The organism is Stenotrophomonas sp. YJH_SMC_6, assembly GCF_059371335.1.
Map to the genome: position 1 here is coordinate 14,391 of NZ_JCAFUM010000003.1, position 24,264 is coordinate 38,654.

At 66.9% G+C, this 24,264-nt stretch carries 17 protein-coding genes; 13 read left to right on the forward strand and 4 right to left on the reverse strand.

The genetic code is table 11. The features are described from left to right. Positions 1 to 80: 80 nt before the first annotated feature. Both smc and zipA read left to right on the forward strand, forming a co-directional pair. On the forward strand, positions 81 to 3,584 hold the full coding sequence (gene smc, locus AC5P9N_RS03550; protein WP_060380549.1) for a chromosome segregation protein SMC: 3,504 nt from the start codon (positions 81 to 83) through the stop codon (positions 3,582 to 3,584). A gap of 46 nt (positions 3,585 to 3,630) precedes the next feature. Continuing rightward, the gene (gene zipA, locus AC5P9N_RS03555) at positions 3,631 to 4,371 is read left to right on the forward strand and encodes a cell division protein ZipA (protein ID WP_005410225.1); all 741 of its coding nucleotides are present in this window, start codon (positions 3,631 to 3,633) and stop codon (positions 4,369 to 4,371) included. Between the two features lie 95 nt (positions 4,372 to 4,466). Here the strand turns inward: zipA and AC5P9N_RS03560 are convergent, their stop codons facing one another. Then, the gene (locus tag AC5P9N_RS03560; RefSeq protein ID WP_099484303.1) at positions 4,467 to 5,591 is read right to left on the reverse strand and encodes a pyridoxal phosphate-dependent aminotransferase; all 1,125 of its coding nucleotides are present in this window, start codon (positions 5,589 to 5,591) and stop codon (positions 4,467 to 4,469) included. Positions 5,592 to 5,839: 248 nt separating this feature from the next. Between AC5P9N_RS03560 and ligA the strand changes: the two genes are divergently transcribed. The 8 genes from ligA (at position 5,840) to AC5P9N_RS03600 (ending at position 18,168) form a co-directional block, all read left to right on the forward strand. Continuing rightward, a complete protein-coding gene (gene ligA, locus AC5P9N_RS03565) occupies positions 5,840 to 8,311 on the forward strand; it encodes an NAD-dependent DNA ligase LigA (RefSeq protein ID WP_180863455.1) in 2,472 nt (823 codons plus the stop codon). Between the two features lie 49 nt (positions 8,312 to 8,360). Beyond that, positions 8,361 to 8,846, forward strand: a complete 486-nt coding sequence (locus AC5P9N_RS03570; RefSeq protein ID WP_010480482.1) for a GNAT family N-acetyltransferase — start codon at positions 8,361 to 8,363, stop codon at positions 8,844 to 8,846. After that, positions 8,843 to 9,799, forward strand: coding sequence for an EF-P lysine aminoacylase EpmA (epmA, locus tag AC5P9N_RS03575; RefSeq protein ID WP_099484304.1), 957 nt, complete (start codon positions 8,843 to 8,845; stop codon positions 9,797 to 9,799). Before AC5P9N_RS03570 ends, epmA begins: the two co-directional genes overlap by 4 nt. A gap of 138 nt (positions 9,800 to 9,937) precedes the next feature. Then, a complete protein-coding gene (locus tag AC5P9N_RS03580) occupies positions 9,938 to 10,666 on the forward strand; it encodes a DUF3011 domain-containing protein (RefSeq protein ID WP_005410220.1) in 729 nt (242 codons plus the stop codon). A gap of 47 nt (positions 10,667 to 10,713) precedes the next feature. Next, on the forward strand, positions 10,714 to 11,778 hold the full coding sequence (mtnA, locus tag AC5P9N_RS03585; protein WP_005413901.1) for an S-methyl-5-thioribose-1-phosphate isomerase: 1,065 nt from the start codon (positions 10,714 to 10,716) through the stop codon (positions 11,776 to 11,778). Between the two features lie 218 nt (positions 11,779 to 11,996). Next, positions 11,997 to 14,711 carry a DNA gyrase subunit A gene (gyrA, locus tag AC5P9N_RS03590; protein WP_012480752.1) on the forward strand — a complete coding sequence of 905 codons (2,715 nt, stop codon included), beginning with the start codon at positions 11,997 to 11,999 and terminating at the stop codon, positions 14,709 to 14,711. Positions 14,712 to 14,842: 131 nt separating this feature from the next. After that, the gene (locus AC5P9N_RS03595) at positions 14,843 to 17,371 is read left to right on the forward strand and encodes a membrane-bound PQQ-dependent dehydrogenase, glucose/quinate/shikimate family (protein WP_060380199.1); all 2,529 of its coding nucleotides are present in this window, start codon (positions 14,843 to 14,845) and stop codon (positions 17,369 to 17,371) included. A gap of 314 nt (positions 17,372 to 17,685) precedes the next feature. Next, complete coding sequence (locus AC5P9N_RS03600) at positions 17,686 to 18,168, forward strand: REP-associated tyrosine transposase (protein WP_024957222.1); 483 nt, start codon at positions 17,686 to 17,688, stop codon at positions 18,166 to 18,168. 151 nt (positions 18,169 to 18,319) lie between these two features. On the opposite strand, the gene AC5P9N_RS03605 is transcribed toward AC5P9N_RS03600, so the two are convergent. Both AC5P9N_RS03605 and AC5P9N_RS03610 read right to left on the reverse strand, forming a co-directional pair. After that, on the reverse strand, positions 18,320 to 18,721 hold the full coding sequence (locus AC5P9N_RS03605) for a DUF3037 domain-containing protein (protein ID WP_043034606.1): 402 nt from the start codon (positions 18,719 to 18,721) through the stop codon (positions 18,320 to 18,322). Beyond that, positions 18,699 to 19,475 (reverse strand): HipA family kinase, encoded by a 777-nt coding sequence (locus AC5P9N_RS03610; protein ID WP_021202746.1) that lies wholly within the window; start codon positions 19,473 to 19,475, stop codon positions 18,699 to 18,701. Before AC5P9N_RS03610 ends, AC5P9N_RS03605 begins: the two co-directional genes overlap by 23 nt. Before the next feature lie 239 nt (positions 19,476 to 19,714). On the opposite strand from AC5P9N_RS03610, the gene AC5P9N_RS03615 reads away from it, so the two are divergent. From AC5P9N_RS03615 to AC5P9N_RS03625, 3 genes are all read left to right on the forward strand, one after another. Then, a complete protein-coding gene (locus AC5P9N_RS03615) occupies positions 19,715 to 20,044 on the forward strand; it encodes a hypothetical protein (RefSeq protein WP_005413891.1) in 330 nt (109 codons plus the stop codon). A gap of 167 nt (positions 20,045 to 20,211) precedes the next feature. Beyond that, positions 20,212 to 22,674: a S9 family peptidase gene (locus tag AC5P9N_RS03620; protein WP_012480743.1), complete on the forward strand. Its 2,463-nt coding sequence runs from the start codon at positions 20,212 to 20,214 to the stop codon at positions 22,672 to 22,674. Positions 22,675 to 22,864: 190 nt separating this feature from the next. Further along, positions 22,865 to 23,185, forward strand: a complete 321-nt coding sequence (locus AC5P9N_RS03625) for a hypothetical protein (RefSeq protein ID WP_005410210.1) — start codon at positions 22,865 to 22,867, stop codon at positions 23,183 to 23,185. Between the two features lie 10 nt (positions 23,186 to 23,195). Here AC5P9N_RS03625 and AC5P9N_RS03630 read toward each other — a convergent pair whose 3' ends face one another. Next, positions 23,196 to 24,179: a hypothetical protein gene (locus AC5P9N_RS03630; protein ID WP_043034683.1), complete on the reverse strand. Its 984-nt coding sequence runs from the start codon at positions 24,177 to 24,179 to the stop codon at positions 23,196 to 23,198. Positions 24,180 to 24,264: the final 85 nt, after the last annotated feature.

Sequence of the window (24,264 nt, forward strand, 5' to 3'; positions counted from 1 at the left end):
TCCACGGGCATCGATCCCAACAGGATCAATGGCTTGGAGGGTAAACGCAGGCCGCTTGCCGGCCCCAGTCCGGAACCCCTATGCGTCTTTCCACGATCAAGCTGTCCGGCTTCAAGTCGTTCGTCGATCCGACCACCCTGCACCTGCCGACCAACATGACCGGCGTGGTGGGGCCCAATGGCTGCGGCAAGTCGAACATCATCGACGCCGTGCGCTGGGTCATGGGCGAGAGTTCGGCCAGCCGCCTGCGTGGCGACTCGCTGACCGACGTGATCTTCTCCGGATCCAATGCCCGCAAGCCGGTGTCGCAGGCCACGGTCGAGCTGATCTTCGACAACTCCGACCACACGATTTCCGGCGAGTACGCCTCGTTCAACGAAATCTCGGTCAAGCGCACGGTCAGCCGCGACGGCACCAGCAACTATTACCTCAACGGCACCAAGTGCCGTCGCCGCGACATCACCGACCTGTTCCTCGGCACCGGCCTGGGCCCGCGCAGCTACTCGATCATCGAGCAGGGCATGATCAGCCAGATCATCGAGGCGCGCCCGGAAGACCTGCGCGTGTACCTGGAAGAGGCAGCCGGCATCTCCAAGTACAAGGAGCGTCGCAAGGAGACCGAGACCCGCATCCGCCACACCCGTGAGAATCTGGACCGGCTGGGTGACCTGCGCGACGAGATCAGCAAGCAGCTCGAACACCTCAAGCGCCAGGCCAAGCAGGCCGAGCAGTACCAGGCCCTGCAGGAAGAGCGCCGGATCAAGGATGCCGAGTGGAAGGCGCTGGAATTCCGTGGCCTCGATGGGCGCCTGTCGAAGCTGCGCGAAGGCCTGTCGCAGGAAGAGACCAAGCTGCAGCAGCTGATCGCCGATCAGCGCGACGCAGAGGCCCGCATCGAAACCTCGCGAGTGCGTCGCGAAGAGGCCGCCGATGCGCTCAACACCGCGCAGGCGGCGGTCTATCAGGTCGGCAGCACGCTGGCCCGCCTGGAGCAGCAGATCCAGCACCAGCGCGAGCTGTCGCAGCGCCTGCACAAGGCGCGCGACGAAACCCAGCAGGCCCTGGCCGAGCTGGGGCAGCACATCAGTGGCGACGAGGCCAAGCTGAGGGTGCTGCGGGAGGCGGTAGAGGCCGCGACCCCGCAGCTGGAAGAACTGCAGGAAGAAAACGAGATAAAGCAGGAAAGCCTGCGCGAGGCTGAAGACCGGCTGTCCAGCTGGCAGCAGCGTTGGGAACAGCACACCTCGCAGAGTTCGGAAGCCTCGCGCGCCGGCGACGTCGAGCGCACGCGCGTGGACTACCTGGACAAACAGATCCTCGATGCCGACCGGCGTCGTGAAGCCCTGGCCGCCGAGCGCGCCGGGCTGGACGTGGATGCGCTGGAAGAAGCCTTCGAGCAGCTGCACCTGCGGCACGACACGCAGAAGACCGCGCTGGATGAACTGAGCGAAGACGTCGAGCTGCGCAAGCAGGGCGTGGCGGCGGTGCAGGAACAGCAGCGCAATGGCCAGAACGAACTGGCCGAACTGCGCAAGCAGGCCAATGGCCTGCGCGGTCGCCTGGCTTCGCTGGAAACCCTGCAGCAGGCCGCGCTGGGCCAGGAGCAGGGTGCTGCCGTGGCCTGGCTGAAGGCGCGTGGGCTGGACTCGGCGGCGCGTGTCGGCGAACGCCTGGATGTCGATGCCGGTTGGGAAAACGCGGTGGAAAGCGCGCTCGGCCAGTTGATCGAAGGCGTGCTGGTCGATGACCCGGCCAGCCTGGTCGACGCGCTGGGCGAACTGGGCGAGGGCCACATTGCGCTGGTCGCCAACGATGGCGCGGACCTGAAGGTCGCGCCGACCTCGCTGGCTGCACGCGTGCGTGGCCCGGCAGCGATCCGGCGCCTGCTGGCGCACCTGCACGGTGCCAGGGATCTGTCCGAGGCCAAGGTGCTGCAGGCCAGCCTTCCGGAAGGCGATTCGATCATCACCCAGAGTGGCGAGCGCCTGGGCCAGGGCTGGCTGCGCGTATCGCGCTCCGGTGCCGCCGCGCAGGGCGCGCTGCTGCGCGAACGTGAGATCCAGGAGCTGCGTGAGCAGATCGAGCAGCTGCAGGACCGCGAGGCCGAACTGGAAGAACAGCTGGCCGGCTTCCGAGAGCAGCTGCAGGCTGCCGAACAGCAGCGCGAAGATGCGCAGCGTGCGCTGTACCAGGCCCATCGCGCGGTGTCCGAACTGGCCGGCCAGCTGCAGGGCCAGCAGGGCAAGGTGGAGGCAGCGCGCACGCGCATCGATCGCATCGAAGGCGAGCTGAAGCAGCTGCAGGAAACCATTGAAGCCAACAACGAACAAGCGCGTGAAGCGCGCTCGCGGTTGGAGAACGCGGTCAGCAGCATGGGCGACCTGGAATCGACCCGGCAGCGGCTGGAGGGCGAGCGCCGCCAGCTGACAGAGGCCCGTGACCTGGCCCGCGACGCCGCCCGTGCGGTACGCGAGCGCGCGCACTCGCTGGCCCTGACCCTGGAATCGCAGCGTGCGCAGCTGGCCTCATTGAGCCAGGCGCTGGAGCGCATGGGCACCCAGCGCGGGCAGCTGGATTCGCGACTGGGCGAGCTGCATTCGCAGCTGGACGAAGGTGATTCGCCGGTCGAAGCGCTGCAGGCCGAGCACCAGAATGCGCTGGAAGAGCGCGTTCGGGCCGATCGCGTGCTGACCGAGGCGCGCACGCTGCTGGACGGCATCGACGCCGAGCTGCGCAACTACGAACAGACCCGCCACCAGCGCGACGAACAGGCATTGGCCCAGCGTGAGCGTATTTCGCAGCGCAAGCTTGACCAGCAGGCGCTGGTGCTCAGCGCGGATACCCTGCAGGCGGCGGTGGAAAAGGCCGGTTTCGTGCTGCAGGACGTGCTCAATGCACTGCCCGAGGACGCCCGCCTGGGCGACTGGGAGCAGGCCGTGCACCAGATCGATGGCCGCATGCGCCGGCTGGAGCCGGTCAACCTGGCTGCGATTCACGAGTATGGCGAGGCCTCGCAGCGCTCGGACTACCTGGATTCGCAGCACGCCGACCTCACCACAGCGCTGGAAACCCTGGAAGATGCCATCCGCAAGATCGACCGCGAGACCCGCGGCCGCTTCAAGGACACTTTCGACCGTGTCAACGCCGGCGTGCAGGCGCTGTACCCGCGCCTGTTCGGTGGCGGCCACGCCTACCTGGAATTGACCGGTGAAGACCTGCTGGACACCGGCGTGACCATCATGGCGCGCCCACCGGGCAAGCGCGTGTCCAGCATCTCGCTGCTGTCCGGCGGCGAAAAGGCGATGACCGCAGTTGCGCTGGTGTTCGCCATCTTCCAGTTGAATCCGGCACCGTTCTGCCTGCTGGACGAGGTGGACGCACCGCTGGATGAAGCCAACGTCGGTCGCCTGGCCAACATGGTCAAGGAAATGAGCGAGAAGGTGCAGTTCCTGTTCGTCAGCCACAACAAGGCGACGATGGAGGCTGCGCACCAGCTGTCGGGCGTGACCATGCGCGAACCGGGCGTCAGCCGCCTGGTCAGCGTGGACCTGGAAGAAGCCGCACGATTGGCGGGCGCGGCCTGACGTGCCATCCTAGTTACCTGAATGAACTAGCCGGAGAACCTATCGAATGTCCGACACGGCACTGTTGCGCATCGGCATCCTGGCCGCCGGCCTGCTGTTGATCGCTGCGATCTTCCTGTTTGGCCGTCCGAAGAAGAAGCCCCAGGGGCGTCGCGTGGAAAGCGCGGAACCGACCGGCGGCGAGCGTCGCGAGCCGGTGCTGGGCGATGATGGCGTCACTGTGGCCGATGGCCGCGTAGAGCCGGGCATGGGCTCGGAAGGCGAGCAGGCCGAGCTTGGCCTGGCCGACACCGACGCCGGCGCGGCCAGCGACCTTGGCAAGCGCGCCACCCAGGACTTCGACAAGATCGTGTCGCTGTTCGTGGCCGCTCGCGCCGGCGAACAGCTGCGTGGCGAAGACATCGTGGTGGCGGCGGAGAAGACCGGCCTGGTGTTCGGCCACATGAACGTGTTCCACCGCCTGGTGGAAGGCCACCCCGAGCGCGGCCCGATCTTCTCGATGGCCAGCATCATGAAGCCGGGCAGCTTCGACATGGCCAACATCCGCGCCATGGAGACCCCGGCCATCGCCTTCTTCCTGACCCTGCCGGCGCCGCTGACCGCGCTGGATGCCTGGGAGAAGATGCTGCCCACCGTGCAGCGCATGGCCGAGCTGCTCGACGGCGTGGTGCTGGACGACAGCCGCAACGCTCTCGGCCGGCAGCGCATCGCGCACATCCGTGACGAACTGCGTGCCTATGATCGCCAGCACCAGGCGCCGCCGCTGACCAAGACCCCGCGCTGGTGAGCGCCCTGGTGTGCCGACCAGCGGTCGGCACCCACAACAGTAGATCCACGCCATGCGTGGATGGGGCGAACCAAGGTTCGCCCCCACCAACAGGGTCAGGCCGGTACGCCGGCGACCTTGGCAAATGCCCCGCGGAACGCGGCCATCTCGTCCTCGGTGCCGACGGTCACGCGCACGCGCTGCGGCCAGATCGGCCAGCTGCGGCCGATGATCACGCCGTTGTCTGCCATCGCCTTGGCAAAGGCGGCACCGTCGCGCTGCACATCCACCACGAAGCAGTTCGCTTCCGACGGCACGCAGCTGAAACCACGCTTGCCCAGCCACGCGATGGTGGCCTGCCGCACCTTGGCATTCTGCAGGCGCCGCTGCGCGATCAACTGAGGATCCTGCAGGCTGGCCAGTGCCGCGGCCAGTGCTGGCACGGGTAGCGGGTTGTCGCCCAGGCTGGCCAGTTCGCGCAGGCGGTCGGGATGCGCGGCCGCCACGCCCAGGCGCAGGCCGGCCATGCCATAAAGCTTGGAGAACGTGCGCAACACGATCAGGTCATCGCGCTGCGCCACCTGCGCGATCAGGCTCGGCTGCTCGCTGTACTGCAGGTAGGCCTCGTCGACCAGTACGCGGGTGGACGCAGGCTTGTGGGCCAGCAGCCAGGCGAGCTCATCCGGCGGGCTGATCGAGCCGGTCGGGTTGTTCGGGTTGCACACATACAGCAGGCCGGTCGAGCGCGCGTGTGCGGCGGCCACCATCGCGCGCAGGTCATGTGCGCCGTCGTCGTGCAATGGCACTTTCTGCACGTGCGCACCGTGTGCGGCCGCGACCTCGCCCAGCGTCTCGAAGGTCGGATCGGCGACTACCAGTCCCGCCTGCGGGCCGGTCCACAGCACGGCGGCACGGTTCAGCGGTTCGCTGGAACCCGGATAGAGCCGCACGTGATCGGCCGGAATGCGCGCCTGTTCGATGAAGGCGTCGCGCACCTGACCGGCCAGTGCGAAACGGTAGCGGCCGCAACCGGCGATGCTGTCGCGTGCCGCCTGCTGGGCTGCGGGCGAGGGGCCGTAGGGGCATTCGTTGAAATTCAGCAGCACCGCACCTTCGGCGGGGCCCGGGGCGACGGCTGTCGCGGGTTGGGCATGGCCGGGCCGCGGCAGCCCGCTGCCGGCGACGGCGAGGCCGGCTCCGGCCAGTTGCAGGAAGCGTCGACGGGAAGCGGGCGGGGTCACGGGCAGGATTCCGAAGGGCAGACCGTCGCACGCTAGCGCCGGCGAGGGTGGGCGGCAAGCTGCTTTTTGTGGCGTCGCGCCATGCAGATGTGCCAACCAAGGTTGGCACCTGCCGGAACGAGGGAGAAGGTTGGCACCTGCCGGAGCGGGGAGTGCCCGTCGAGCACGCTCGACGCTGCAAAGGCGGAGGCGTTACAGGGCCTGACGGCTGGGCGCGGTAGAATCCCCGGCCATCCCAGAACCACCGGATTCCGATGAGCCCCAGCCCCGCCGAACGCGCCGAAGACCTTCGCCGGCAGATCGCCCAGGCCAACCGCGCCTATCACGAGCTGGACGCGCCGGAGATCCCCGACGTCGACTACGACCGGATGGTGCGCGAGCTGGAAGCGCTGGAGCGCGAGCACCCGGAACTGGCCCGTGCCGACAGCCCGACCCAGCAGGTCGGTGCGCGCCCCTCTGGCCGCTTCCCGGAAGTGCGCCACGCGGTACCGATGTTGTCGCTGTCCAATGCCTTCAGCGACGAGGAAGTGGCCGATTTCGTGCGTCGCATCGATGAGCGCCTGGGGCGTCGCAGCCTGCGGTTCTCGGCCGAGCCGAAGATGGACGGCCTGGCGATCAGCCTGCGCTACGAGGATGGTCATTTCGTGCTTGGCGCGACCCGTGGCGATGGCAGTACCGGCGAGGACGTGACCGCCAACCTGCGCGAAATCGGTGACATTCCCAAGCGCCTGCACGGCAAGGACTGGCCGGATGTGCTGGAGGTGCGCGGCGAGGTCTACATGGCCCGCGCCGACTTCGAGGCCTACAACGAACGTGCGCGCCTGCAGGGCGGCAAGGTGCTGGCCAATCCGCGCAACGCGGCGGCCGGTTCGCTGCGCCAGCTCGACCCGAAGATCAGTGCGCAGCGCAGGCTGAGTTTCTTCGCCTACGGCACCGGCGAAGTGCAGGGCGGCGAGCTGCCGGACACCCATTCGGGCACCCTGGCCCAGCTCGGCGCCTGGGGCTTCCCGGTCAGTGAGCTGTGCAAAGTGGTGGAGGGCACCGACGGCCTGCTCGGTTACTACCGCACTATCGGTGAACGCCGCGACGGCCTGCCGTTTGATATCGATGGCGTGGTCTACAAGCTGGATGACCGGGCGGGTCAGCAGGCGATGGGCTTCGTCTCCCGTGCGCCGCGCTGGGCCATCGCGCACAAGTTCCCTGCGCAGGAACAGAGCACCACGGTGGAGGCGATCGAGATCCAGATCGGCCGCACCGGTGCTGCCACGCCGGTCGCGCGACTGGCGCCGGTGGCTGTGGCTGGCGTGATCGTGTCCAACGCCACCCTGCACAACGCCGACCAGATCGCGCGCCTCGATGTGCGCGTTGGCGACAGCGTGATCGTGCGCCGCGCTGGCGACGTGATTCCCGAGGTGGTCAGCGTCATTCTCGACCGCCGCCCGCAGGGCACCACGCCGTGGCAGATGCCGACGCGCTGCCCGGTGTGCGGCTCGGAGATCGTGCGTGAGGAGGGGGCGGCGGCGTGGCGTTGTTCGGGCGAACTGTCCTGCCCGGCGCAGCGCAAGGAAGCCATTGCCCATTTCGCTTCGCGCCGTGCCATGGACATCGACGGTCTCGGCGACAAGTACATCGAAACCCTGGTCGACGCGGGCATCGTCAAGAGCGTGGCCGACCTGTACCGGCTCAGCCGCGATACGCTGCTGCACTTGAAGCTGGTGCTGGACGCCGAGGAGCCGTCGGCGCTGGCAGCGGCGCTGAAGCTGCACCTTCCCGCCGAGGGCAGTGGTGCGGTGCTCAATGCGGTGCTCAAGCTGGACGGCAACGATCCGGGCTGGCGCGCGCAGGCGCTGGCGCAGCCGGCCAGCTTCGAATGGAACACGAAGAAGATCGCCACCAAGTGGGCCGACAACCTGATCGCAGCGATCGACGCCAGTCGTGCGGCCACGCTGGAGCGCCTGCTGTTCGCGCTCGGCATCGAGCATGTGGGCGAGAGCACGGCCAAGGCGCTGGCGCAGTGGTTCGGTGACCTGGAGCTGATCCGCCACCTGCCGTTTCCGTTGTTCAAGCGTGTGCCGGACATCGGTGGCGAAGTGGCGCGTTCGCTTGGCCACTTCTTCGAGCAGCAGGGCAACCAGCAGGCCATCGATGACCTGCTGCAGGTCGGCCAGGTGCGCATCGCCGATGTGCATGCGCCCAGTGCCAAGCTGCGCGAAGGGCTGGATCTGGCGCAGTTGCTGGTCGAGTCGGAGATCCCAGGCATCACCCGCCTGCGCGCCGAAAAGCTGGTGGCTGCGCTTCCCGGCGCACAGGCGGTGCTCGATGCCGAGCATGGCCAGTTCGTCAACGCCGGTCTGCCCGATGACACCGCGCGCGGTCTGGCCGAATGGCTGGACGCTGATGGCCACGGTGCGATGCTGTTGGCCGCCGAGAACGCGATGCGGGAGATCCTGGCCAAGGCGCCGGCGCTGGCCGAGATCGTGGCGGGTCCGCTGGATGGGCAGACCGTGGTGCTGACCGGCACCCTGGCCCAGCTCACCCGCGATGCCGCCAAGGAACGCCTGGAAGCGCTGGGTGCCAAGGTCTCCGGCAGTGTGTCGAAGAAGACCAGCTTCGTGGTGGCCGGTACCGAGGCCGGCTCCAAGCTGGACAAGGCACAGTCGCTGGGCGTGCCGGTGTGGGATGAGGACCGCCTGCTGGCCTATCTTGCCGAACACGAATGATGACGCCGCCGGGTGCCCGGCACCCGGCATGAAGCACAAAGGAATACCGATGCAGACTGCCCCACTGGATTTCCGCCTGGCCACCCGTGCCGACGAAGAACTGTTGATCGCGTTGATGCGCGAGTTCTATGCCGAAGACAGGATCGACTTCGACGACGCGCGCGTGCGTCGCGGCGTGGATGCGCTGCTGGCCGACCCACGCAACGGCGAAGTGCTGTTGTGGCTGGACGAGGCGGGCGAGGTGGTCGGTTACGCAGTGATCGCGATGGGCTTCAGCCTGGAGCAGGGCGGCCACTTCATGCTGCTGGACGAGCTGTACCTGAGCCATCGTGCGCGTGGTCGCGGCCGCGGCAAGCAGGCGCTGGCCATCTGCGAACAGCGGGCACGGGGCCGTGGCGTAAGCCGCCTGCGCCTGGAAGTGAACCACCACAACGAGCTGGCCCGTCGCCTCTATCTGGCGAGCGGTTACATCGATGACACCCGCGATCTGCTGACCCTGCCGCTGGACCACCCGCGCCCGGAGGGCATCCTGTGAGCGAGGCCCTGCTGCGCGCGCTGCAGCAGCGCGCCGCGCTCAATGCGCTGGTCCGCCGCTTCTTCGCCGAACGCGATGTGCTGGAAGTGGAAACGCCGATCCTGTCGGTGGCCGGCAACACCGAGCCGAACATCGACAGCTTCCATACCGATTTCACCGGCCATGTCGATGCCGGCGGACGCCGCCGCTGGCTTCGCACCTCGCCGGAGTATCCGCTCAAGCGCCTGTTGGCGGCGGGCGTGGGTGACTGTTACGAACTGGGCCGGGTGTTCCGCAATGGCGAGGCGGGCGGCCGCCACAACCCGGAGTTCACCATGCTGGAGTGGTACCGGGTTGGCTGGGATCATCATCGCCTGGTGCAGGAGACCGCCGAGCTGGTTGCCCAGGCGCTGGCGCTGGTCGGGCGCAGTGCGACGCTGCGCGTGCTGAGCTACCGCGAGCTGTTCCGGCAGTACGTGGGTGTGGACCCGTTCGAGGCCGATGAGGCTGCATTGCGGGCCGCGCTGGGTGATGTGCACATCGATCCGGTCGGGTTGACCCGCGACGACTGGCTGGACCTGTTGATGACCCATCGCATCCAGCCGCACTTCGATGACGCGGTGATGACCGTGGTCCATGACTGGCCGGCCAGCCAGGCGGCGCTTGCGCGCATCCGTGCCGGTAAACCGCCCCTGGCCGAGCGTTTCGAGTTGTATCTGGGCGCGGTGGAGCTGGCCAACGGCTATCACGAACTGAACGACGCCCACGAGCAGCGCGCGCGCTTCCAGCGTGACCTGCAGCGACGCCATGAACGTGGCCAGGTGCAGCCGGCGCTGGACGAGGCGCTGCTGGCCGCACTGCCATCGATGCCGGCGTGCGCGGGCGTGGCGGTGGGGGTCGATCGCCTCCTGATGGCGATGAACCGCACGCCGCGCATTGCCGACGTGCTGGCCTACGACTTTGCCCACGCATGAGCGACGTGCGTTCCTGAACGTCAAAGACTGAACGGAATTCCGCGATTCCGCGCTTGCTTCGGTAAGCAGGATGATGCTCTTATCACGGCAGATGCCGGACACTGGCACGCAGTTCATCCATTCCTGCTGGGGAAGGCTTTGGTCAAGTGGTTTGCGGTTGTCGCTGCACCGGTTTACTCCATCGCGCTCTGGGGTGCCTGGCTGCCGTCATCGGCATCTGCCCAGCAGGCCGGCTACGACGGTGAAGTGGTGACCTGCGAATCACGCGACATGGGCTGGGTGCATTGCGATATCGATGTCAGCAACGGCGTCGACCTGGTGCGCCAGCTTTCCAACAGCAGCTGCATCCGTGGCAGCGAATGGGGCACCGACCGCAGTGGCGTGTGGGTCACGCTGGGCTGCCGCGCCGAGTTCCGCGCACGCCGCGCTGCGGGTGCCGTGCCGGTAGCCAGCGAGGGCAAGCGCCTGGTCCGTCGCGTGGTGCGTTGTGAATCCAATGGTCGCCCGCAGAGCTGCCCGGTGCGCCTGGATGGCGCGCCAGTGCGCCTGCTGCGCCAGCTGTCGGCGCTGCCATGCCGCGAAGGGCAGGGCTGGGGCTACAAGCGCAATGAAGTCTGGACCAGCCGCGGTTGCCAGGGGGATTTCGAAGTGGCTGACGAGGACGGCCGATTCGTTGACGTACCACGCCGGCTGACCTGTGAATCGAAGTCGAAGAAGCGCCGTTTCTGCGGCGCCAGCATCTCGGTCGGTGCCGCCGTCTCCGAGCAGCTGTCCAGCACGCCGTGCGAGGAAGGCAGTACCTGGGGCTGGAGCCGCAACGGCATCTGGGTGGACGGTGGCTGCCGCGCCGAGTTCTCGGTGAATTGAGCCCGGGCGGGCTCCAACCCCGGGGGGCGTGGCCCTACAATGGGCCCATGAACACTGCCTCCGACATCGACTACGCCCGTTACGACCATATCCGCCCGATCCTGTGGACCGGCGATGCCCTGCAACTGCTGGACCAGCGCAAGCTGCCGTTCGTGGTCGAGCATGTGGTCTGCCATGACAGTGACGAAGTGGCTGCGGCCATCCACGCGTTGACCGTGCGCGGTGCGCCGGCCATCGGCATCGCCGCCGCCTGGGGCGTGGTGCTGGCCGCACGTGACGTGCAGGCCGCAGACGGTGCGCACGCGCTGCAGCAGCTGGAACCGGCGCTGCAGCGTCTGAACGCTTCGCGTCCGACCGCTGTCAATCTGGCCTGGGCGCTGGCGCGCATGCGCCGTTGCCTGAATGCCGCCGGTGCTGACTGGAAGGCGAAGCTGGAGGCCGAAGCGCAGGCCATCGCGGAGGAAGACCTGGCCGCCAATCGCCACATGGGCGCGCTGGGCGCAGGCCTGATCGAAGCCGGCAGCGGCGTGCTGACCCACTGCAACACCGGCTCGCTGGCCACCGCCGGCTTCGGCACCGCGCTGGGCGTGATCCGCGCCGGCATGGCCCAGCACCGCATTGCCCGCGTGTTCGCTGGCGAGACCCGTCCGTGGCTGCAGGGCGCGCGCCTGACCGTGTGGGAGCTGCAGCAGGATGGCATTGACGCCACGCTGATCGCCGATTCAGCCGCCTCGCACCTGATGAAGACCGGCGCTGTGCAGTGGGTGATCGTCGGTGCCGACCGCATCTGCGCCAACGGCGATACCGCCAACAAGATCGGGACCTACCAGCTGGCCATCGCCGCCCGCCATCACGGCGTGAAGTTCATGGTCGTGGCGCCGTCCTCGACGGTGGACATGGAGACCGTGGACGGCAGCCAGATCGAGATCGAGCAGCGCGATCCGGGCGAGCTGTACGGCGTGGGCGGCACCCGCACGGTGGCAGAGGGCATCGCTGCCTGGAACCCGGTATTCGACGTCACCCCGGGTGAGCTGATCGACGCCATCGTGACCGAGCGCGGCGTGATCCTGAACCCGACCCCGGAGAACATGCGCGCCGCCTTCGGCGGCTGACGCGCGGGGGGAGGGGCCGCGTGACCTCCGCCCCCGGTGGTGCCGGCCGCGGGCCGGCAACCCCCTAAGTTCCTGATTTGTGCAGGTAAAATACCCGTAAAGGGAGGCGGAAAACGGCCTGTTGTGGTAATATCCGCAGGTTGAATCGAGGTTCCGGCACGACCCCCTCCCGCAGGGGGCTGCGCCGGACTGGACCGCTACCAGACAACGGAACCCGAATGGCAGAAACCGCCAAGGAAATCATCCAGGTCAACCTGGAAGACGAGATGCGCAAGAGCTACCTCGATTACGCCATGAGCGTGATCGTGGGCCGCGCGCTCCCGGATGCGCGCGACGGCCTCAAGCCGGTGCATCGCCGCGTGCTGTTCGCGATGAATGAACTCAACGCGCACAGCAACAAGCCCTACTTCAAGTCGGCGCGTATCGTCGGTGACGTCATCGGTAAGTACCACCCGCATGGCGATCAGTCGGTATACGACACGCTGGTGCGCCTGGCACAGCCGTTCTCGCTGCGTTACATGCTGGTCGATGGCCAGGGTAACTTCGGCTCCATCGATGGCGACTCCGCCGCGGCAATGCGATACACCGAAGCGCGCATGTCGCGCCTGGCGCATGAGCTGATGGCGGACATCGACAAGGAAACCGTCGATTTCCAGCCCAACTACGACGAAAAGGAACTGGAGCCGACGGTCATGCCGACCCGGTTCCCGAACCTGCTGGTCAACGGTTCGGCCGGTATCGCGGTGGGCATGGCGACCAACATCCCGCCGCACAACCTGAGCGAATCGATCAACGCCTGCATCGCGCTGATCGACAACCCGGAAATCGACGTCGACGGCCTGATGGAGTACATCCCGGGCCCGGATTTCCCGACCGCCGGCATCATCAACGGCACCGCCGGCATCGTCGCCGGCTACCGCACCGGCCGTGGCCGCGTGCGCATCCGTGCCAAGGCCGATATCGAAGTGGCCGACAACGGCCGTGAGTCGATCATCGTCACCGAAATTCCTTACCAGGTGAACAAGGCGCGTCTGATCGAGAAGATCGCCGAGCTGGTCAAGGAAAAGAAGATCGAAGGCATCAGCGAGCTGCGCGATGAGTCCGACAAGGACGGCATGCGCATCTACATCGAGATCAAGCGCGGTGAATCTGCCGAGGTTGTGCTGAACAACCTGTACCAGCAGACGCAGATGGAATCGGTGTTCGGCATCAACATGGTGGCGCTGGTCGATGGCCGCCCGCAGTTGATGAACCTCAAGCAGATGCTGGAGGCGTTCGTCCGCCACCGTCGCGAAGTGGTCACCCGCCGTACCGTGTTCGAGCTGCGCAAGGCGCGCGCCCGTGCCCACGTGCTGGAAGGCCTGACCGTCGCGCTGGCCAACATCGACGAGATGATCGAACTGATCAAGACCTCGCCGAACCCGAACGAAGCACGCGAGCGCATGCTGGCCCGCGTGTGGGAGCCGGGCCTGGTCGGTGCGATGCTGGGTGCCGCCGGCGCCGAAGCCTCGCGCCCGGAAGACCTGCCCAAGGGCGTGGGCCTGATCGAGGGCGGCTACCAGCTGACCGAGATCCAGGCCACCCAGATCCTGGAAATGCGCCTGCACCGCCTGACCGGGCTGGAGCAGGACCGCCTGACCGATGAGTACAAGCAGCTGCTGGAAGTGATCGCCGGGCTGATCCACATCCTGGAAGATCCCGACCGCCTGCTGCAGGTGATCCGCGAAGAGCTGGTCAGTGTGAAGGCCGAATTCGGCGACGAGCGTCGTACCGAGATCCGCCACAGCGAAGAAGACCTGGACATCCTCGACCTGATCGCGCCGGAAGACGTGGTGGTCACCGTGTCGCATGCCGGTTACGTGAAGCGCCAGCCGGTGAGCGTGTACCGCGCGCAGCGCCGTGGTGGTCGTGGCCGTAGTGCGGCGGCGACCAAGGAAGAGGATTTCATCGAACAGCTGTGGCTGGTCAACACGCATGACACGCTGCTGACCTTCACCAGTTCGGGCAAGGTGTTCTGGCTGCCGGTCTACCAGCTGCCGGAAGCGGGCTCCAACGCCCGCGGCCGTCCGATCATCAACTGGATCCCGCTGGAACCGGGTGAACGCGTGCAGGCCGTACTGCCGGTGCGCGATTACGCCGATGGCCAGTTCGTGTTCTTCGCCACCAAGAACGGTACGGTCAAGAAGACCCCGCTGGGTGAGTTCGCCTTCCGTCTGGCGCGCGGCAAGATCGCGATCAACCTCGATGAGGGCGACGCGCTGGTCGGCGTCGGCCTGACCGACGGCCAGCGCGACATCCTGCTGTTCGCCTCCAACGGCAAGACCGTGCGCTTCGGCGAGGACAAGGTCCGCTCGATGGGCCGTACCGCCACCGGCGTGCGGGGCATCAAGATGCCGGCCGGCGAGGAAGTGGTCAGCCTGATCGTGGCCGAAAGTGCCGGTGGCATCGAGGACGAGAACGAGGACGACAGCGGTGTCGAGGAAGCCGCCGCCAATGGCGATGCGGTGATCGAAGGCGCCGACGACGCCAGCGTTCAGTACATCCTGACCGCGACCGAGAACGGCTATGGCAAGCGCACCCCGCTGCCGGACTATCCGCGCAAGGGCCGTGGCACGCAAGGCGTGATCGGCATCCAGACCACCGAGCGCAATGGCAAGCTGGTCGCCGCGGTGCTGATGGGCTCCAGCGACGAAGTCCTGCTGATCTCCGATGGTGGCACCCTGGTGCGTACGCGTGGCTCGGAAATCAGCCGCGTCGGCCGCAACACCCAGGGCGTGACCCTGATCCGCCTCTCCAAGGACGAGAAGCTGCAGGCGGTGGAGCGCATGGATGCCTCGATCGACGAGGACGAGGACGAGGTGGCTGCCGCCGCCCCGGCCACGACCGACGGCGCACCGGCTGCTGCCAGCAGCGAGGACGCCGCGCAGGAGTGATCCTGCCGCGAGCCTGAGGTACCCGACGACGCCGGCCCTGTGCCGGCGTCGTCGTATCCGGGTGCCACGCATACGCGCGCGCTTCACGCAGGCGGTGGGATAACGGCGCATGCTGCCCCCGGAGATCGACGATGTCCGCCACGCCGCAGTCCGCTCCTGCTCCCGTCCGCGCCTCCCGGCATCCCCTCGTCACCGTGCTGTCGCTGCTGCTGGTCGTGCTCGGCCTGGTCATCGGCGGGCTCGGCGCGTGGCTGCTCAGCCTTGGCGGCTCGGCGTACTACGCCATCGCCGGACTCGGCCTGCTGGCCAGCGGAATCCTGTTGTTCGGCAACCGCCGCAGCGGCGCGCTGCTGTATGCGCTGGTGTTCATCGGCACGCTGCTGTGGACCTGGTGGGAGTCAGGCAGCGACTACTGGCGCTGGGTACCGCGGCTCGGGCTGGTGACCGCGCTCGGCATCGTGCTGGCGCTGCTGGCGCCGACGCTGCGCGAGCCGGTTTCAAAACGCCTGTCGCGCAGCGTGGCGGGCGTGCTGATGCTGGTGTTCGTGGCCGCCTTCGGCCTGGCCTTTGCGCCGCATGGGGAAGTGGACGGGCACCTGCCGTTCCCGGAAGGCGCAGTCAGCGCCGGGCTGGAACCTACGCGCGATACCACGGGCCTGCAGCCGGCTGACCAGCCCGCCGAGGGCGACTGGCCGGCGTGGGGCCGCAGCAATGCGGGCACCCGCTATTCGCCGCTGCAGCAGATCACCCCGGCCAATGTGGCCACGTTGCAACCGGCCTGGCAGTTCCGTACCGGGGATATGCCGAAGAAGCGCTGGGGTGCCGAAACCACGCCGCTGAAGATCGGCGACCGCCTGTACCTGTGCACCGCACGCAACCGCCTGATCGCGCTTGATGCTGCCAGCGGCAAGGAACTGTGGCGGTTCGATCCAAAGGTGAAGGATGCCTCGATTCCCTATACCGCTGCTTGTCGTGGTGTGAGCTATTACGAGCAGCCCAGCACGCCGACCCTTGCCGACGCGGCATTGGCCGATGTCGCTGCCGATCTGGCCCTGCCGGAGCCGCCGCCCAGTGTCACCCGCAGTGCTGCACCGGGCAGTCGACCGGCGTGCTGGGCGCGCATCATTGAAGGCACGCTGGACGGTCGCATCATCGCGGTGGATGCGGACAGCGGCCGCCCCTGCGCCAACTTCGGCAACAACGGCCAGGTCGACATCACCCTGGGCATGGGCGAGGTGCCACCGGGTTACGTGTCGATCAACTCGCCGCCGGCCATCGTGCGCGGCGTGATCGTGACCGGTCATCAGGTGCTGGACGGGCAGCGCCGCGATGCGCCCTCAGGCGTGATCCAGGCGTACGACGCCATCACCGGCAAGCTGCGCTGGGCGTGGGACATGGACCAGCCCGAGCGCAGCGGTCTGCCTCCGCGCGAGCAGACCTATACGCGCGGCACCCCCAACATGTGGACCACGGCCACCGGTGATGAGGCGCTGGGCCTGGTCTACCTGCCGCTGGGCAATGCCGCGGGCGATTACTGGAGTGGTTCGCGCACGGAGAACCAGAATCGCTATGCGACCTCGCTGGTGGCGATCGACGTGGCCACCGGCAAGCCGGTCTGGCATTTCCAGGCGGTGCGCAAGGATGTGTGGGACTACGACCTGGGTTCACAGGCCAGCCTGATCGACTACCCGACGGCGGCGGGCAAGGTGCCGGCGATCCTGCTGCCGACCAAGCAGGGCGACATGTACATCCTCGATCGCCGCAACGGCCAGCTCCTGACTGCCGCCGAAGAGCGCAAGGTGCCGGTCGGCGGCGTCGAACCCGAGCAGCGTTCTCCCACCCAGCTGTTTTCGCTGTACCACACGCTGCGCCGCGAACATGACCTGACCGAGCGTGACATGTGGGGCATCACCCCGATTGACCAGCTGGTCTGCCGCATCCAGTTCCGCAAGGCGTACTACGAAGGGTTCTACACGCCGCCGAGCAGCGAGCGCCATTCCATCGAGTACCCCGGCTACAACGGCGGCTCGGACTGGGGCAGCGTGTCCATCGATACGCGCCGCGGCGTGATCGTGGCCAACTACAACGACATGCCCAACTACAACCGGCTGGTGCCACGCGCGGAGGCCGACCGGCTGGGCTGGCTGCCACGCGAGAAGGTCCGGTTCGACCAGGGCGGTGCCGAAGGCGCGGGCGACCCGCAGGTGGGTACGCCCTACGCCATCCAGGTCAACGCCGGCTGGCGGCTGCCGTTCACCGGCCTGCTGTGCAAGCAGCCGCCCTATGGCGGTATCCGTGCCATCGACCTGCGCACCGGCAAACTGCTGTGGGACCGTCCGTTTGGCAGTGCGCGCGGCAACGGACCGTTCGGCATCCGTTCCGGCCTGCCGATCGAGATCGGCACGCCGAACAACGGCGGTTCGGTAGTGACCGCCAGCGGCCTGATCTTCATCGCCGCCGCCACCGATGACCTGCTGCGTGCCATCGATCTGAAGACCGGCAAGGAGCTTTGGCATGCCAAGCTGCCTGCCGGCGGCCAGGCCAACCCGATGGTGTACGAGCAGGGCGGGCGCCAGTACGTGGTGATCATGGCCGGCGGCCACCATTTCATGGAAACCCCGAACGGCGATTACGTGATTGCGTTTGCGTTGCCCAGGTAGGGCCGACGGGGTAGAACCGGCTGGGTAGAGCCGACTGGATAGAGCCGACTGGATAGAGCCGACTGGGTAGAGTCGACTGGATAGAGCCGACTGGGTAGAGTCGACTGGATAGAGCCGACTGGGTAGAGTCGACTGTTAGTCGACTGCTCTTCTCTCCCATGCTGGAAAGCCCGCGCTTCGCGCGATAGTCGACTAACAGTCGACTCTACCCAGGCGACTCCACATCCCCGGACGCTGCATCAAGATGATCCCTGATCCTGACGTTGGCAGTGAACCGATGTCGAGCATCCATCCTGGCGGGCATTCTCGAACTCATGCCCAGCCCTCAACTGCTTGCCGGCCGCCGATCCATAGTCGGCAACGTCTACACCATCACCATGGTGTGCCGGAACCGCCATCGTGTTTTCGATAGCCCTGCCAATGCCGACCTTGCCATGCAGCTCCTCGGATCGATGGATCGGGAAGGCCTGACTGCATCGTTTGCCTGGGTGATCATGCCGGATCACATCCACTGGCTGGCTCAACTACGTGGCCATTCGCTGGGCTACTGCGTGCAGCGCTTCAAGGCGCGCAGCAGCTTTCTAATCAACCGGCGGCGAGGGAGCCAGGGTGCAATCTGGCAGGCGGGTTATCACGATCATGCGATCCGCAGTGACGCGTCGCTGCACAGGCACGCTTGCTACATTCTGGCAAATCCCGTTCGAGCCGGTCTTGCCGCGCAGATCGGTGACCATCCGTACGGATGGTGCCGCTGGCCGTTGAGCGAGCTTGAGTCGGCAGGCGAACGTGCTTGGTGATGGAACCGACCGGGCAGAGTCGGCCGGGCAGAGTCGACCGGGTAGAGTCGACCCGGTAGAGTCGACTGTTAGTCGACTGCCTTAATCAATGCCGCCGAAGAGCCCGCACTGCGTGCGTTAATCGACTAACAGTCGACTCTACCAGTCGCCGCTACGCGTTAGGTGCCGGCACCCGCACCATCTTCGTCATCAAGTGTTCCACCACACCCGCCGGGTCGGTCGTGCGGCCCACATGCGTGCTCGACATCTGCACGACCGAACTGCGCTTGGCGGTAAGGAAGTGGAAGCGGGCACGCGCGGGCAGTTGCGCGATCGGCCCGGCGTTGGCGTCGCCACGGCAGATGGCCACGATCGCATCCAGCCACGGTTGCAGCGCCTCCTGGTCCAGCGCCGGCGCGAAGGCACGCAGGCGCGCAGGATCGATCTCGATGGCCGCTTCCAGATGGCGCGCGCCAGGGCAGGAGACGATCACCCCGACGTTGATGAACTCCTCGCGTTCCACCCGCGGTACCACGCGGATGACCGCATAGTCATACGTGTGCAGCGTGGGCACGGATGGCCTCCTGCACGAACACCGCACGCACTTTCAGGCGGTGCTTGAGATAATCGATGTAACCCTGGCGGTAGGCTTGGGGGCTGTCGAACGCCGGCTCGTTGACCAGCCAGCTGTCCGGCACCAGGCCGACGATGCGTTCGATCTCGGCATCGGTCAGGCGCGCGGCCAGCTCGGCATCCACCTCGGCGATGCGACTGGCGAACGACAGCAGCACATGGTCGCGGATCAACACGAACGGCTTTTCGCAGGCATCGCCGGCGTTGGCCCAGTCGTGATGGAAGTACATGGCCGCACCGTGATCGATCAGGTACAGCTTTCGATGCCACACCATCAGGTTCGGGTTGCGCGTGGTGCGATCGACATTGCTGGTGAACGCATCGAACCAGACGATGCGCGAGGCCAGGTCGGCATCCACCGGCATTGCCGCCGGATCGTAATTGATCGCACCGGGCAGGTAGTCCAGGCCCAGGTTCAGGCCTTCGCTGGCGCGGATCAGCTCCTGGATTTCCGGGTCGGGCTCGGTGCGGGCGAACTCGCGGTCCAGCTCGACGAACAGGATTTCCGGAATCGGCAGGCCCAGCGTGCGTGCCATCTCGCCGGCGATCAGCTCGGCGATCAACGCTTTCGGGCCCTGGCCGGCGCCACGGAACTTCAGCACGGCCATGCCGTCGTCGTCGGTCTCGACCACGGCCGGCAGGGAGCCACCTTCCCGCAAGGGCGTGATGTAGCGGAGGGCATGTACGGTGCGCATGCGTGCATTCTAGCGTGGGTGCAGGCGCAACCCTCTGACCGGCGAGGACCGATTTCGGCCTTCACCTGTCCCTTCCGCCTGCGATGGCAGCATCCTGCTACAGGAACCCTTGGGTTCATGGGCGTACTGGCACTCTCGATGCAGAGGCTCCAGGCTGGGTACCTGCTCGGCTGCCAGCGACGCGCACTGCGAAGCGGAAACCTCATCCACGATGTCCTGCAGGCTACGGAGGTGCACCGATGAGCGACGAATTCACTCCCATTCTGCCGACCTTGGACGATGCCAAGGCGGAAGAAATGATCGGCAAGGTCGTACTGGTCGGGGTTACCCGCTATGGCGGCGACGGTCAGGTAAAGGGGCTGGAGCAGTACGCCGGCACGGTGTTGCGCATCAGCGCCGACGAGGGCGTGGTGCTGGCCGACGAGAATGATGGCCACGAGCGCTACCTGCCACCGATGCTGGACCAGTACCAACCAGCCGAACCCGGCGAGTACCGCATGCGCACCAGCGGCATGATCGTGGTCGACCCCGACTACCTGGCCACCTGGGACCTGCACGCGCAGCAGTAGTGCCAGGCCATGCCTGGCAGGTGCCGGCAGTGCCCCGGCACCTCCCGGAGCCGCACTTTGCCCCATCCGGCCACTAGTCCTTCCGGCCCATTCACGACAACCCCTGCGGTGCTAGATTCGGGTCCATGCCCGATTCCGGGCGCCCATTCACACCTCAGGGGATAAGGATGCTCATCCGTCGAACCTCTCTGGCAGCGGCGGTTGCCGTTGCCACCGTCGGCCTGCTGGCCGCTGGCCCGGCGCTTGCCGATTACGCGAAGCCGCCGGAACACCTGCTCAAGGTGTTGAAGGCACCGCCGCCGCCGGCGCCGAACGTGGCCCCGGGCGGCCAGCGCCTGCTGCTGACCACCGCGCAAACCTACCCGTCGATCAGCCGCGTCGCCCAGCCGTACCTGAAGCTGGCCGGCGTGCGCCTGGAGCCGAAGAACCGCAGCCGCCATGACACGCCCGGTGGCTACGGCATTCCGGCCTGCGTGGCCGACTTCACCCTGGTCGACATCGGCAGCGGCAAGGAAACCAAGGTCAACCTGCCGCAGGGCTGCGCCACCGGCGCGCTGTGGTCGGCCGATGGCAGCCATTTCGCCTTCCAGAATGCGGTTGATACCAGCGTGCAGCTGTGGGTGGGCGATGCGGCCACCGGGCAGGTGAAGCAGGTGCCGAATGTGCAGCTGAACCCGATCTTCGGCTACACCGTGCAGTGGCTGGGCGGCAGCCAGAACCTGCTGGTGAAACTCGTACCGGCCAACCAGGGCCCGGCACCTTCCAACGGCGGCGTACCGACCGGCCCGGATGCACAGGAGTCGCTGGGCAGCAGTGGCGAGAGCAGCACCTACGAAGCCCGCGACACGCTGACCAGCGTGCATGACGAGAAGCTGTTCGCTTATTACGGTGCCTCGCAGCTGGCCGTGGTCGATACCGCCGCCAACAGCGTGCGTCCGGTCGGGCAGCCGGCGCTGTTCAACGAAGTCAGCGCCGCACCCGATGGCGTGCACGTGCTGACCGAATCGATCAAGGCGCCGTACTCGCATGCGGTGACCTACCAGCGCTTCGCCAACGACGTGGCCGTGCTGGACATCGCCAGCGGCAAATCCACGCCGATTGCCAGCCTGCCGCTGGCCGACCGCGTACCGGTGCATGGCGTGCCGGAAGGCCCGCGTGGCTTCGACTGGCGTGCCACCGATCCGGCCACTCTGGTCTATGCCGAGGCACTGGACAAGGGCGACTGGAAGGTCAACGTGCCGCACCGCGACCGCGTGCTGATGCTGAAGGCCCCGTTCAACGGCAAGCCGACCGAAATCACCCGTACCGCGCAGCGATTTGAGGGCTTCGCGTGGACCGCCGATCCGGCCGTGGCGTTCCAGTACGAGAACGACGAGAACCGCCACTGGATGCAGACCCGCATCGTCGATGTGGACCAGCCGAAGAAGGAAGGCCGCCTGCTGTGGGACATGTCCAGCGACGAGCTGTATGGCAACCCCGGCAACCTGGTCTTTACCCGCTTGCCGAATGGCGCGCAGGTGGTGCGCCGTGAGGGCAACCATGTGTTCCTCAGCGGCCGTGGCGCGTCGCCGCAGGGCGACCGTCCGTTCCTGGACCGCCTGGACCTGGGCACCCTGAAGAGCGAGCGCCTGTTCCGCAGCAGTGCCGACGCCTACGAACAGTTCCTCGGTTTCAGCAGCACGCCGGGGCGCTACCTGACCTGGCACCAGTCGGTGATCGATCCTCCGAACGCCTTCATCCGCCAGCAGGGTGAGGCAGTGGCTGATGCGAAGACCGGCGAGGCGCAGTTCGCGTCCACCGCGACCGCGCTGACCAAGCTGGTCGACCCGACCCCGGAGGTGCGCCAGATCAAGAAGCAGCTGGTGACCTACAAGCGTGCCGACGGCGTGGACCTGTCGTTCACCCTGTACACGCCGCCGGGCTACAAGGAAGGCCAGCGCGTGCCGGCGATCCTGTATGCGTACCCGGCCGACTTCGCCAATGCCGCGCAGGCCGGCCAGGTGTCCGGTTCGCAGCAGACCTTCACCCGTCTGCAGCCGTACCGCCTGATGCTGCTGGCCGGCTACGCGATCATCGACAACGCCTCGTTCCCGATCGTCGGGGACCCGAAGAACGCGTACGACACTTATCTGGAGCAGCTGGAAGCCGACGCCAAGGCGGCGGTGGACAAGGCCGTGGACATGGGCGTGGTCGACCGCAACCGCATCGGCGTGACCGGTCACAGCCACGGTGGCCTGATGACCGCCAACCTGATCGCGCACACCAAGCTGTTCAAGGCCGGCGTGGCGACCAGTGGTTCGTACAACAAGACCTTCACCCCGTTCGGCTTCCAGAACGAACGCCGCTCGGTCTGGCAGGCGCAGGACGTGTACCTGAAGGCCTCGCCGTTCTTCTATGCCGACAAGATCAAGCTGCCGCTGCTGCTGGTCCACGGCGAGGACGACGCCAACCCGGGCACCGAGCCGTTCCAGTCGCGCAAGCTGTACCAGGCCATTCGTGGCAACGGCGGCACCACCCGCCTGGTGATGCTGCCGAACGAACCGCACTGGTACACCGCGCTGGAGTCGAACGAGCAGCTGGTGTCGGAAATGCTGAACTGGTTCGACACCTACGTGAAGAACGCCAAGTGAAGGAACAGGAAGGCCACCTCCGGGTGGCCTTCCTGCATCCTGCTGTAGCGCCGAGCCCACGCTCGGCTGTAACCAGCCGCACGTGCTCTGCAATCAACTGTGGAGACTCGGTAACGACGTGTTACCGGCACATTCGCGTGCCACGCAGATGGGCTAGGCTGGCCCTGTGAGTTCGTCCCGGGTCGGTGCAATGAAAGCCATCGTTCTTGCTGCAACGTTGTCGTTGGTCCTGGTTTCAAACGCCCATGCCCAGTCGCTGCCCACCGAGCTGGCGCAGCTGGGGATCATCGCCGGCATGCCCTACGCCAAGGCCAAGCGCCTGCTGGATGCTGCGGGATGGCAGGTGAAGCCGGCGCAGGGCGCGCCGGAATCGCTGGAGGGCTTTCCGGAAGTGGGGTGCCAGAAGGGCGGGAAGCAGTGCGCGACGACCTTCGAGAAGGGTGAACAGCAGATTGCGGTGCGGCTGGGCACTACCCTGGCAGGGCAGCCGTTCGTGCAGAGCGCTGATTGAGCACCCGAGCTCACGCCAACGGCAGGCGGTCCTGCGCATGCGCCAACCGGTCGTGCAGTTCGCGCACGTGCTCGGCCTTGGCATGGATGCGCGTGGTATCACCGAAACTGCGCAGGTAGGCGCACGCGGCGAAGCCGGCACTCTTCTTTTCGTACTCGGCAATCCAGGCCAGGCGATCCGGGTTGTTGGCCTGCTCGGCTGACCACGCGGCCACCGGCGGACGGATGCGGTACCTCAGGCCAACGCGCCACGGCTTTGGTGTCAGGCGCGCACGGAAGCAGTGCTGCAGCCGGCACATGCGCGCGTACAGGGTGTCGGCGCCCAGCGTTCTGAAGAACGCCTGAAGCTGCTCGTCTTCGGGCAGGAACGTGGCGTGCATGGCCAGCACGCGCAATCCAGCCGGCGTGCGGTACGTACGCAGATGCCAGTCCGGATGCTGTTCGCTGAAGGCCGCGACCCGCTGCAGGGCTACGCCTTCGGCGCCACCGGCCGCGGCCAGGCGCCGCTTGCGCTGCATCAGCATCGCCGTGTTGACCAGCAGCACCGCTGCCACCCCCAGCACCAGTCCCACCAGCCAGTGCCAGATCAGAGTGCCGATGACGGCGCCAGCGAACAGCAGCACTGCGGCGATGATTGCAGGCATCACGCAACCGGCAGGTGGCTGCGCATGATCGATGTCGGCGAACAGCACGTCCGGGGTGTTCAGGCACAGCGCACCGTAGCTGTTGCGTGTAATGATGACGTCGCCGTCGCGCTGCACGATCTGCTCGCGGATCGGCACACCCTCCACGCCGTAGTTGCTGCGCACTTCGCGTCGAGGAAGCGCCTGCCCGGCGAGGATGGCATTGAGGGCTTCGTTGGCGCGGCGATCGGCGTGCACCTGCGCCTCGGCAGGGCCTTCGTCGGACCAGCCGAAGCGGCGCACGACCACCGGCCGGCCACGGAAACGGGCCTGCAGGCGGGCTTCGGCCCAATACGCGGGAACGATCATCATCGTGCGGTGCTCCATCTTCCATGGCAGGTGCCGAAGCGAGTCTGGCACAGCGCCGGTGCGCCCGCATCCGCCTGCTGCAGTGGGC

Excerpts from the sequence above, each read along its gene's own strand:
- smc (WP_060380549.1), top strand. The coding sequence starts at position 81 with ATGCGTCTTTCCACGATCAAGCTGTCCGGCTTCAAGTCGTTCGTCGAT.
- zipA (WP_005410225.1), top strand. The coding sequence starts at position 3,631 with ATGTCCGACACGGCACTGTTGCGCATCGGCATCCTGGCCGCCGGCCTG.
- AC5P9N_RS03570 (WP_010480482.1), top strand. The coding sequence starts at position 8,361 with ATGCAGACTGCCCCACTGGATTTCCGCCTGGCCACCCGTGCCGACGAA.
- mtnA (WP_005413901.1), top strand. The coding sequence starts at position 10,714 with ATGAACACTGCCTCCGACATCGACTACGCCCGTTACGACCATATCCGC.
- gyrA (WP_012480752.1), top strand. The coding sequence starts at position 11,997 with ATGGCAGAAACCGCCAAGGAAATCATCCAGGTCAACCTGGAAGACGAG.
- AC5P9N_RS03595 (WP_060380199.1), top strand. The coding sequence starts at position 14,843 with ATGTCCGCCACGCCGCAGTCCGCTCCTGCTCCCGTCCGCGCCTCCCGG.
- AC5P9N_RS03600 (WP_024957222.1), top strand. The coding sequence starts at position 17,686 with ATGCCCAGCCCTCAACTGCTTGCCGGCCGCCGATCCATAGTCGGCAAC.
- AC5P9N_RS03610 (WP_021202746.1), bottom strand. The coding sequence starts at position 19,475 with ATGCGCACCGTACATGCCCTCCGCTACATCACGCCCTTGCGGGAAGGT.
- AC5P9N_RS03615 (WP_005413891.1), top strand. The coding sequence starts at position 19,715 with ATGAGCGACGAATTCACTCCCATTCTGCCGACCTTGGACGATGCCAAG.
- AC5P9N_RS03620 (WP_012480743.1), top strand. The coding sequence starts at position 20,212 with ATGCTCATCCGTCGAACCTCTCTGGCAGCGGCGGTTGCCGTTGCCACC.
- AC5P9N_RS03625 (WP_005410210.1), top strand. The coding sequence starts at position 22,865 with ATGAAAGCCATCGTTCTTGCTGCAACGTTGTCGTTGGTCCTGGTTTCA.
- AC5P9N_RS03630 (WP_043034683.1), bottom strand. The coding sequence starts at position 24,179 with ATGATGATCGTTCCCGCGTATTGGGCCGAAGCCCGCCTGCAGGCCCGT.